8 protein-coding genes are annotated in these 10,699 nt (G+C 63.8%); 3 read left to right on the top strand and 5 right to left on the bottom strand.

Annotated elements, in window-relative coordinates:
- Positions 1 to 99 precede the first annotated feature (99 nt).
- The 4 genes from K7W03_RS00770 to K7W03_RS00760 form a co-directional block, all read right to left on the bottom strand.
- Complete coding sequence (locus K7W03_RS00770; RefSeq protein ID WP_161942146.1) at positions 100 to 663, bottom strand: CC0125/CC1285 family lipoprotein; 564 nt, start codon at positions 661 to 663, stop codon at positions 100 to 102.
- 148 nt (positions 664 to 811) lie between these two features.
- On the bottom strand, positions 812 to 1,621 hold the full coding sequence (locus K7W03_RS27660) for a TonB-dependent receptor domain-containing protein (protein WP_226869593.1): 810 nt from the start codon (positions 1,619 to 1,621) through the stop codon (positions 812 to 814).
- Positions 1,618 to 3,909, bottom strand: a complete 2,292-nt coding sequence (locus K7W03_RS00765) for a TonB-dependent receptor plug domain-containing protein (protein WP_226869587.1) — start codon at positions 3,907 to 3,909, stop codon at positions 1,618 to 1,620. The genes K7W03_RS27660 and K7W03_RS00765 overlap by 4 nt, the downstream gene beginning before the upstream one ends.
- A 236-nt stretch (positions 3,910 to 4,145) precedes the next feature.
- Complete coding sequence (locus tag K7W03_RS00760) at positions 4,146 to 4,781, bottom strand: TetR/AcrR family transcriptional regulator (protein WP_222885237.1); 636 nt, start codon at positions 4,779 to 4,781, stop codon at positions 4,146 to 4,148.
- A gap of 159 nt (positions 4,782 to 4,940) precedes the next feature.
- On the opposite strand from K7W03_RS00760, the gene K7W03_RS00755 reads away from it, so the two are divergent.
- The 3 genes from K7W03_RS00755 to K7W03_RS00745 all read left to right on the top strand — a co-directional run bounded on the left by K7W03_RS00755 (position 4,941) and on the right by K7W03_RS00745 (position 9,988).
- Positions 4,941 to 7,274, top strand: a complete 2,334-nt coding sequence (locus K7W03_RS00755) for a TonB-dependent receptor (RefSeq protein ID WP_222885236.1) — start codon at positions 4,941 to 4,943, stop codon at positions 7,272 to 7,274.
- 22 nt (positions 7,275 to 7,296) lie between these two features.
- Positions 7,297 to 8,556: a spinster family MFS transporter gene (locus K7W03_RS00750; RefSeq protein ID WP_099187027.1), complete on the top strand. Its 1,260-nt coding sequence runs from the start codon at positions 7,297 to 7,299 to the stop codon at positions 8,554 to 8,556.
- Between the two features lie 484 nt (positions 8,557 to 9,040).
- Positions 9,041 to 9,988 carry a DMT family transporter gene (locus K7W03_RS00745; protein WP_226869586.1) on the top strand — a complete coding sequence of 316 codons (948 nt, stop codon included), beginning with the start codon at positions 9,041 to 9,043 and terminating at the stop codon, positions 9,986 to 9,988.
- Here K7W03_RS00745 and K7W03_RS00740 read toward each other — a convergent pair.
- Positions 9,934 to 10,683, bottom strand: coding sequence for an SDR family oxidoreductase (locus tag K7W03_RS00740; RefSeq protein WP_099186477.1), 750 nt, complete (start codon positions 10,681 to 10,683; stop codon positions 9,934 to 9,936). The two genes, K7W03_RS00745 and K7W03_RS00740, sit on opposite strands and share 55 nt — an antisense overlap.
- Positions 10,684 to 10,699 lie beyond the last annotated feature (16 nt).

Here is a 10,699-nt window from a genome sequence, read left to right as displayed (position 1 = left end):
CCATGCTGAAAGGCCGGATACGTTTTCGCAGACTGACCAGATCATCAGACACAAACCGCTTGCCGACGGGGCGAGCCATACGTTTTATTCCGCCTGCGGTCAGTTGGGCCGGACGATATTGGGCCCCAGATTCGTCATCACTTCTTCGGCGCTGAAGGCGCGGACATTATCCGCGGGCTTGCGGCCCCTGCCCATCACGATTTCTGCACTGGCCTCATAGCGGTCCACAGTGCGCACATCGATCCGGCTGTCCCAGAAGGGATCGCCCCAATAGGGATCCCAGCTCCGCCAGCCGAAGCCGCGCCCATAATAGCGCCAGGATGGGCCCCAATAGCCGAAGGCGCCCGGCGCGAACGGCCGGTCGACATAGGTCCGGCTGCGCCTCTCGGTATTGCGGTCGGCCATGACGAACCAGTCATAGCCGCGCTGGCGCGTCAGTTCCGCAGCGCGATAGAGCAGATAGCGCTCCACCGTCTCCCGCGATGTCATGCTGTTGCCGGAAAAGGTCACGCGAAAGCGATTCGCCTCGATCTGCTCGTCGGCATAGCCGCCGGGGGCAGCGCGGCTCTGCCCGGCGGGCTGATAGGGGGTTGCCGTCGTGCAGGCGCCAAGCGCAAGCATGAGGCCCGTTGCAAGCATCCATTTCTTTCCGATTTTCATCATGGCATCCTCGCTGCTTTTCTTCGTACCGGATCAACGCGCAACCATGGATTGCGGTGCCGCAGGGTCGGCAAAGCTGAATGATCGCAGGGACCGATATGGAGATGCCGGGCCCGGACCGGAGAATTCCTCCTCCGGTCCTCCCAAACTCTCAGAAGGTGAACCGCGCGCCGGCCCGGAAGGAGCGCCCGAATATTCCCAGTCCACCCTGGACCGGATTATAATTGTTCGCGCCGTAGGTGACGGGATCGATCGGCGGCAGATCGTCGAACAGGTTGAGTATATTGATGTAGAAGGTGAAGCGATCCGACGCCTTGAAGCTGGTCGTCAGGTCGACCGTGATATAGGCAGGCACGTCGCACTTCACGAAAGGCGCGGAAAGCAGGCCGCAATCGCCCGGCTCCGTCCCCTGGTCGGCGGCGGAAAGATTATAGCCGCCAAAATATTCGGCTGTCGCGCTGACCGTCCATTTCCCCCATTCCAGCGTATTCTGCCAGTTGCCGTGCCATTCCGGCGTGCCCGATCCGGCGGTCAGGTTGAAGTTGCCGGCCGTTCCTTCATAGGATTCCGTCGTGCCGTCCGGAAATGTCGTGCTGAGATTGATGATATAGCTCGCCTCTAGCGCCGAGGTGAAGCGAATGTCCGGGCCGAGGTCGATCTGCGCCCTCGCGGCGAAGTCCAGTCCTTCCGAACGGATGGTGTTGGCGTTGATGAGCTGCGACTGCACGAAGGCCACGCGCGGCGTCGCGCCGGGAAAGTCGGGCGCGGGCGCATCCGCGATGATATTATAGCCGGATGGCACCACCTGGCCCGCATAATAAGCGAGTAGCGCCGGGCGGTTGCTGGGCGTGGTGATCGCGCCGGTCTTCTTGATGTTGAAATAGTCGATGCTGAGGGAAATGTTCCGGATCGGCTCCACGACGATGCCGGCGGTGAAGCTGGTCGACCGTTCCGGTTTCAGGTCGGGGCTGGCCAGCGTGGTTGGCCATAGCTGGCGCTGCTGATATAGGCCGGACAGCTGTTGAAGGTCGCCAGGGAACAGCCATATTGCGACAGGAAGGCGTCGTTGTACAGCGATTGGGCGGCCGTGACGAAGCCGGTCGTCGGAATGGCGTTGGCCTCCGCGAAGCTGGGGATGCGGAAGCCGCGTGACCAGGTGCCGCGAAGCGCGACCTGGCGGATCGGCGTGAACTTCGCCCCGACCTTCGGAGAGAAGGCGTGCTGTCCGCTCGAATAATCGTCATAGCGGCCCGAAGCGTTGATCTCGAGCGACTCCAGCACCGGCGCATTCAGCTCGACAAAGGCCGAACGGACCGTCCGGTGGCCCTTGGTGCCGAAGGCGTTGAGGACGAAATAACGCTGCGTCGGCCCGTCGACGTCCGAATTGGCGCTTGGCGCATCGATGGATTCATAGCGCAGCGAAAGCCCGCCGCCGATCTGCATCGGTCCCCCTGGCAGGTCGAACAGATTGCCGCTGAGCGTCGCCTCCACGGCATAAAGCTGGGAATTGGCATCCGTCACATTGTCTGGCGACAGATAATCGAGCGTCGCCTGACTATTGGCATAAGGGTTGACGAAATCATAGCTGCCGTCGGCAATCACGTTCAGAAGATTCTGGATATAGATATAACCGTTCTGCGTCCGCCGCAGATCGGTGCGCATCGCGACGCCATTCACCGCGAAGTCCCAGTCGTCCCACAACTTGCCCGTAACGCCCAGAGCGGCGCGATAGGTGCGGCTGCGGGTCTCATTATATTCCTGGATATTGGGTATGCGCCCCAATATGCGCGCCACCTGCCCCTGCGCCGCGAACGGATTGTTCGGATTGAGCCGGGCAGCCGGATTGGCGGCGGTGCAATTGGGATCGGGCAGGTTATTGATCAGCGGGCAGACATAGACCGGCAGGGCAAGGACAAGCGAACCGACGGAATTGGCGCCGCCAGCGGCGGCCGCCGTGCTGAAGCGGGGAAAGTTGATGCCGGCCGGGCCGTTGCGGCGGATGCTGGCGGGCAGGCCGGTGAAGCTCACATTGCTCTGAAGGAAATTCGCCTGGAAATAGGCCTCTATGTCGTCGGTGATCCGTCCCGTCGCCCGGAAGGAACCGCCCCATCTTTCGATATTGGGAGAGATGACGCCATATTGATCGACGAGATCGCCCTGGCATACGGTTCCGGGCGCACGCGCGTCCGCCGCGAATTCCTGAGGGGTCAGCGTATAAGGCGTCTCCCCGGCGATGCAGCCGGCGGCGGGGTTGAGGAACTGGTAGCGGCCGGTTTCGGCGGCATTGTCCGGACCGGCCGGCGCCACGAAGAAGGTGGTGGCGAACAGGCTGGCGTCGGTGGTGGTCGAAAAACCGGAATAGCCGCCTGTCGAAGGATTGATCGATCCTCCATTCGGCCCGATGGACGGTCCGCACACGCCGTCGCGGCAGATGCCCGACTGGTTCTGCGAATTATAGGGATAGCGCCGGTCGCGGTTATAGAGCGCCGCCTGATCGAAGTAGAAACCGCTGATATAGACGTTGAATCCCTGATCATCGAGATCGCCCCAGCCCGCCGTCAGGCTGAGCCGGTGATTGGCGCCGTCGCCCCGCTGGCTGATGCCCGCTTCCGCCCGGCCGGATATGCCGGTGATCTGCTTCTTCGTGATGACGTTCACGACACCCGCGATCGCGTCCGCGCCATAGGTGGAGGACGCGCCGTCGCGCAGCACTTCGATCCGGTCGACGATGTCGTCGGGAATGGTGTTGAGGTCGACGAAATTGCGCGTCGCATCGTCCGCCAGCGGATAATAGGCCGCGCGCAGGCCGTCGAACAGGACCAGCGTCGAGTTGGTGCTGAGGCCACGGAGCGACACCGCCGATGCGCCGGCCGCAAAGGCCCCATTGGCGGAAAAGGAGTTGGTGAGCGCGGGGCCGTTGTTCGACGCCAGCCGCTGCACCGCCTCCTGCGTGGTGTTGATGCCGCGCTGTTCCAGCGTCTCGGCATTGACGACGGTGATGGGCGATGGCGTCGCTGCCGTCGTCGTGCGCAGGATGGACCCGGTCACGACGATCGTGTCGCCCTCGCTCGGTTCGGCGGAGTTGATCGTGGGGGCCGGGGCCTGCCCGGGCGCGCTCTGCGTGTCGGACTGCTGCGCAGTGCTGCTTTGCGCCGCCGCCGGGGCGATCAGGCTGAGGCTCGCCAGACAGGCCGTCAGTGCAGAGCTATTGCAGAGCGCGCGGTGGATGATAGCCGAATTGGTTCGCATTGCTCGATCCCCTCACAGGAAGAAGTCGCGCCGAACCGCAATAAGATCGGCGCTGCCGCTGAACGCGCGATCGGGGGTGAGGGACGCTGGCTGGAATGCAACCTGGATTAGGATCGACTTCGGTAGGAAGAAGACAGTTGCTCAATTGCTACAATTTAAGGCTATTCCGGATGATCTCGCGCAAATTCGGATGAGATCATGGGTGGAATGCGTCCAGGACTCATGGAGATTGGCCGTCAGGCGGCGTCAGGATTTCCATCCCTGCCGCCGCTTCCGATTCCGCGCTCGATCAGCGCGTTGGCGATCGCGGCCACCTCCTGAACGGGGCGGCTGTCATCCCAAACGCCAAAGCGCAGGCCCAGGAACACGTTCATGCCCATGATCGCCCAGGCATGGATTTCATCCGGCTCGCCGGAGACTTCCCCGCGCGCCGCCGCCTCGCGCAACCGGACCAATATCCGGGACGCAGTACTCTCATAATGGGTGCGATAGGCCGCCTGGTCGACGAACTCCGCCTCATCGATGATGCGGTAGATTTCCTTGTGGCTCCGCGCGAACTCCAGAAAGCTCAGCAGCCCCAGCCGTTCGGCATCGATCCCGTCGCGGGCCTGCGCGATGCGCGGCCCGACATAGTCCCGCACCTGTCCGGACATATCCGCGACCAGCGCGCGGAAGATGTCGTCCTTGCTGTCGAAATAAGTGTAGAAGCTGCCCAGCGCGCAGCCTGCCCGCCGGGTGATGCCGCTGATCGACCCTTCGTGGAAGCCCTTTTCCCCGAACTCCTCGGCCGCCGCCGACAACAGCGCCCGGCGGGTTCTTTCCCCGCGGGCGGTGCGCGGCGTCTTGTCCTTTTCGCCCAGCGAATCCGTCATCCGTCATCCTCCCCATCCGTGATCTTTTTGCCGCATCCGGCCGGTTCCCGTCATGCGTCCTTATTTCAAGTTGAAAGTCGGTTCAACTTTCATTATCGAATCGCAGGAACAGTCCCGCGACCCGGATTTCCGGGCGTCATTTCAGGAGAGGAACCGTCCATGAAGGCTCGCCATTCCCTGCGTATCGCCGCGCTCGCCTCCGCAGCATGGGGCGGCGCCGTTTCGCTTCCAGCCATCGCGCAAAATGAAACGCCCGCATTCGACAGCGGCAGCGAGATCATCGTCACCGCTCGCCGGCGGGAGGAGAATATCCTCGACGTGCCGGTGTCCGTCACCGCCATCTCGGCGGAAAGCATCGCCCGGCTCCAGGCGAACGACATGTCGGGCATTCAGGGGGCGGTGCCGAACGTCAATCTGGTGCAGGGACGCGGCTCCACCTCCAATTCCAACTTCTTCATCCGCGGCATCGGCCAGCCCGACGCGCTCCAGACCTTCGATCCGGCGGTCGGCACCTATGTCGACGGCGTCTATTTCAGCCGCATCCAGGGCGCGCTGGTGAACCTGTTCGACGTCGAGCGGGTGGAGGTGCTGCGCGGCCCGCAGGGCACGCTCTATGGCAAGAACACCATTGGCGGCGCGGTCAACATCGTCAGCCGCAAGCCCAGCACCACCGACTTCAAGGCAATGGGCAGCCTGACCTATGGCAGTTACGACACCTGGCTGGCGAACGGCTATGTCTCCGCGCCGCTGGTGCAGGACAAGCTCGCCCTCAGCATCGCGGGCGTCTATGACAAGCGCGACGGCACTGTCACCGATCCTCTGACCGGCCGCAAATATAATGATCGCGACACCAAGGCCGGCCGCGCCATTTTGCGCGCCACACCCAGCGACCGGGTGGAACTGATCCTGTCGGGCGACTATACCCGCCAGCGGACGGCGCCGACACTGGGCTATGCCACCGCGCCGCTCACCAACGTGCTCTACAATTCCGCCTTCCAGGTGATCGGCGTGCCGGTGGTAAAGCCCGCCTATCCCTATGGCAAATATGATTACAAGGCGTCGACCAGCCTGGCGCCGGGCCAGGGCCAGCGGCTCGACCATTGGGGCCTGTCGTTCACCGCCAATGTCGAACTGAACGACGCAGTGACGCTGACCTCCATCACCGGCTATCGCAAGCTGCGCCCGGATTATTACATCGATTTCGACGCCACCGAACTGGAAGTGGCGGACGCCTTCGTCGGCGTGCATCAGAAGCAGTTCAGCCAGGAACTGCAGCTCAAATATGACAGCGGCCCGCTGTCGGGCGTGTTCGGGCTCTATTATCTGAATGAGACGATCCGGTCCCATCAGGAAAGCTATGACGACAATTATCTTCAGCTTCAGGCCGCTCCCGGCCTTATCCTGCCGCTGACCTTCACCCGCTTCATCGACGATCACCAGAATGTGAAGAGCTACGCCGCCTTCGGCCAGATGACCTATGACCTGACCCGGAAGCTCTCGATCACGGCGGGCCTGCGCTACACGAAGGAACGCAAGGAGTATAACCGGTCCACCTATACGGTGCTCGCCGGCGCGCAGACAGCGCCCTTCCTCTTCCCCGGCAGCCTGCCGGCGCCCTATAATGACCTAGACCATGTCGATTTCGACGCGTGGACGCCGATGGCGACCCTATCCTACAAGCCGACGCGCGAGACGCTGCTCTACGCGACCGTTTCCAAGGGCTTCAAGTCGGGCGGCTTCAACGGCCGCGTCAACGGGCTGGGCGACGTGACGCAGGTGGTGGACGGCGTCACCACCATCATCCCCTATTTCAAGCCGGAGACGGTCTGGAGCTATGAGACGGGCGCCAAGGGCAGCTTCCTGGGCGGGCGGGTCAATCTGTCCGCGGCCGCCTTCTACTCCGACTACAAGGACTTCCAGGCCCGTGTCGGCGGCGGGACCACCGGCATCGCGGGCGGCTCTTTCCCCGTCGTGAACGCAGGCAAGCTGCGCATCTGGGGCGTCGAGTTCGAGGCTTCGGTAAAACCCATGCGCAACCTGAACGTCGCGGCTTCTGTCGGCTATCTCAACGCCGATTACAGGGAGTTCAACGACGGCCGCCGCGCGCCCGCCTTCTCCTGCAACCCGACCGGCAACGCCATCACCTGCAAGCCCCCCTTCGCGCCGCCCATGACAATGCGGCTGGCGGCGGACTACAGCATTCCCTTGGGCAGCGCGTCGCTGACCTTGGGCGGGGACATGCGCTTCGTGGACAAGCAGTGGCTGTCGGTGGACAACCGCCCCGGCCTCCAGGAAGACGGCTATACCATCGCCAACGCCTATGTTCAGGCCGATTTCGCGGAGGGCAAATATTATCTGCGCGGCGCGGTGAAGAATGCCTTCAAGGAATTGTACAAGACCGACGGGCAGGAATTTTCCAGCGTGGGCAACATCCAGACTGTCTATTATGGCGACCCGCGCACCTGGACGATCACGGCGGGCTTCCGCTTCTAATTTGCAAGGGACCAGCGGCAGCATGACCGGACGCGCGCAGGAAACGGCAGGCAAAGGCTATCGCGCGATCGTCCTCGCCATGCTGCTGCTGGTCTATACCTTCAACTTCCTCGACCGGCAGATCCTTGGCATCCTCGCCGGGCCGATCAAGGCGGAACTGGGCCTTAGCGACGCGCAGCTCGGCGCGCTGGGCGGCATCGCCTTCGCCCTGCTCTATTCGACGCTGGCGATCCCGCTGGCGCTGCTGGCGGACCGCACCAGCCGCACATGGGTCATCACCGCCAGCCTTGCGGTCTGGAGCGGCTTCACCGCGCTGTGCGGCATGGCGGGCAGCTTCGCGCAGATGTTCCTGTTCCGCATCGGGGTCGGCGTGGGGGAAGCAGGCGGCGTCGCGCCATCCTATGCCGTCATCTCCGACTATTTCCCGCAAGGCCAGCGCGCCCGCGCCCTTTCCATCTACTCGCTCGGCATTCCGCTCGGCTCGGCGGGCGGCGTGCTGCTGGGCGGCTATATCGCGCAGACGGTCGAATGGCGCACGGCCTTCATTGTCGTCGGCCTTGCCGGCCTGATCATCGCGCCCATCTTCCGCCTCACCGTCCGGGAGCCGGCTCGCCCCGACATGCAGGCCGATGCTATACCGGTTTCCGCCGTCTTCGGCATATTGGCGGCCAAGCGCAGCTTCTGGCTGCTTGCCCTGGGCGCGGCCTGCTCGTCGCTTTGCGGCTATGGCGTCGCCTTCTGGCTCCCCAGCCTTTTGATGCGCAGCTTCGGCCTTGATCTGATGGGTGCGGGACAGTTTCTTGGCGCACTGCTGCTGGTCGGCGGCGTGGCGGGCGTATTGCTGGGCGGCTGGCTGGGGGATCGGCTCGGCGGACGCGACAGGGCCGCCTATGCCTGGGTTCCCGCCGCCAGCTATATCGTCGGCATGCCGCTGTTCGTCATCGGCGTGCTGTCGGACAGCGTGGCCTTCGCCTTCTGCCTGTTCCTGATCCCACAGGCGCTGGTCTACGTCTGGCTGGGCCCGGTGCTGACCGCCGTCCAGCATCTGGTGCCCGCCCATATGCGGGCGAGCGCATCGGCAACCTTCCTGCTGATCAACAATCTGGTGGGCCTGGGCCTTGGCAGCTGGAGCGTCGGCGCGCTGTCGGATGCGCTGACCCCGCAATTCGGCCACGAAGCCCTGCGCTATGCGATCGTCGCGGCGCTGGGCTTCTACCTGCTGGCCGGACTGTTCATGGCGCTCGCGGGCAAGGCGCTGCGCAGGGACTGGATCAGCGCATAGCCCCTCCATCGGGCATCACCCAAAAGGTCGAAAGTCCGTAACGGATGGTTTACGTTTTTGACTGATGAACTGCCTGAACCGAAGTGATACACTGCGTTGGCGAAATCCGGATACTTCCCCGCTTTTCGCTGGAAACGGTCAGAACCCATATCCGCCGCATCTATTCCAAGACCGGCGTGAGGAGCCGCGAGGCATTGTTCGCCCAGTTGCAGCCGTTCAAGATATTGGCATAGCCCGCTGCCCCGCGCCAGCCGAAGCAGACGGTCGCGAAAATCAGGAGCGAAAGCAGGCTGGCCTCTCGGCCCCTGCCCGCCTAAGGAACGGCTGACCGAAGTTAGCGTGCGTCGTGCAGAAAAGCCTGTCCTGAACCTGTCGAAGGGTGAGAACCGGTTTTCGGCCTGAAAGGATGCGACAACGGAAACCTGGAGCGCGCGACCTGCGTCCGATTTGACGCGGCGTACTTCAAAGGAAAGGGCGGCAGGATTTGAACTTGCAGGTGCGGGCCTATGCCATGTTGGGCATGACCATGGCGTTCTGGGCGGGCAATGCGATAGTCGGCCGCGCGGTACGGGGCGAAATTCCGCCGCTGACGCTGGCCTTCGGCCGCTGGATGCTGGCGCTGCTGATCCTGGCCCCCTTTGCGTGGCGTCCCGTCATGGCCCAGCGCGCGCTGATCCGCCGCCATTGGCGCACGATCCTGTTCCTGGGGCTGGCGGGCGTCGCTGCGTTCAACGGCTTCCTCTATTCGGGCCTTCGCCACACGACGGCGGCCAACAGCCTGTTGTTGCAGGGATTGATCCCGACATTCGTCGTCATCGTGAGCCGCATCGCCTTTGGCGACAAAGCGCCCCTCCGCCGGGTCGCTGGCATTGCGCTGTCGACGCTGGGCGTGACATTCATCGTGTTCAGGGGCGATCTGTCCGAAATCCTGCGGCTGCGCCTGGGCATCGGAGACCTGCTGGTGCTGTGCGGCTGTGGCGCATGGGCGGTCTATACCGCCTGCCTGCGCCTGCGCCCGCCCATCGCCCCGCTGGTCTTTCTGTTCGTGACCTTCGCCATCGGCGCGCTGGCGATGGGCATCGGCGCGTTGAGCGAGACGCAGGCGATCGCGCGGATGCACTGGAACGGAAGCGTGATGGCCGCCATCGCCTATGTCGCGATCTTCCCCTCGATTATCGCCTATATGTCGTTCAACGCCGCGGTCAGCCATGTGGGCGCCAGCGCCGCCGGACAGACGATCAGCCTGCTGCCGCTGTTCGGGGCCGTGCTGGCCGCCCTGATCCTTGGGGAGCCGCTGTTCGGATACCATCTTGCCGGCATGGCCATGATCTTGAGCGGGGTGTTGCTGAGCTGGGGCGTGGGTTCGCCGGAACAGGATCAGCGTCCCTCCGCCAGCGCCACCGCGTCGGCGCCGGCCGGAAAGCGGAGCTGACCCGTCCCGTCATGAACGGCGGTCCAGACGGCTTGCGCGACGTCGCTCTCTCTGGTCGTCAGGGCGGGCGACGCGAAGGCCGCAAGGATCGGTTGCGCGAAATCCGCATATCGGCCGGGCAGCAGGTCGGTCACGGGGATGATGGCGTTCGCGCCGAAGCGGGTGGTGGGCGCATAGCCCGGCTCGACCAGTTTCACCTGAACGCCGAAATAGGCGAGTTCATGCGCGAGGGAAGCCGTGAATCCCTCGATCGCATGCTTGGTCGCGCTATAGGCCGCCGCGAGCGGAAAGGCGCCCAGCGCCACGGTGGACGTCACGTTGACGATCATGCCCGATCCACGCTCGCGCATCTGCGGTATGAATGCGCGGCACACCGCCATGGTGCCGATGCTGTTGGTTTCGAAGAGTTGGCGGACCAGACTCATCGGCATGGCTTCGAAGGCGCCCACGCCGCCTATCCCCGCATTGTTGACCACTATGTCGACCCGGCCGGCGGCCTCGACCAGCGCGGCTATGCTGTCCTCGCTGGTGACGTCCAGCGGCAGCAGGCGCAGGCGTTCGGAATGGCCGCCGAACAGGGCCGGGTCGGGCCGTCGCATGGTCGCGACGACATTCCATCCCTGCGAGAGGAAATGAAGCGCCGTGGCCTTGCCATAGCCCGAAGAAGTGCCGGTGATCAGGATCGTCTTGCTCATCGTATGCCTCGCTCGA

This window comes from Sphingobium sp. PNB, from assembly GCF_019873065.1.
GTDB lineage: Bacteria > Pseudomonadota > Alphaproteobacteria > Sphingomonadales > Sphingomonadaceae > Sphingobium > Sphingobium fuliginis.
Note: the sequence above shows the minus strand (reverse complement) of the source record. Positions and strands in the feature narration are given on the sequence as shown.

Excerpts from the sequence above, each read along its gene's own strand:
- K7W03_RS00760 (WP_222885237.1), bottom strand. The coding sequence starts at position 4,781 with ATGACGGATTCGCTGGGCGAAAAGGACAAGACGCCGCGCACCGCCCGC.
- K7W03_RS00770 (WP_161942146.1), bottom strand. The coding sequence starts at position 663 with ATGATGAAAATCGGAAAGAAATGGATGCTTGCAACGGGCCTCATGCTT.
- K7W03_RS00765 (WP_226869587.1), bottom strand. The coding sequence starts at position 3,909 with ATGCGAACCAATTCGGCTATCATCCACCGCGCGCTCTGCAATAGCTCT.
- K7W03_RS00740 (WP_099186477.1), bottom strand. The coding sequence starts at position 10,683 with ATGAGCAAGACGATCCTGATCACCGGCACTTCTTCGGGCTATGGCAAG.
- K7W03_RS00750 (WP_099187027.1), top strand. The coding sequence starts at position 7,297 with ATGACCGGACGCGCGCAGGAAACGGCAGGCAAAGGCTATCGCGCGATC.
- K7W03_RS00755 (WP_222885236.1), top strand. The coding sequence starts at position 4,941 with ATGAAGGCTCGCCATTCCCTGCGTATCGCCGCGCTCGCCTCCGCAGCA.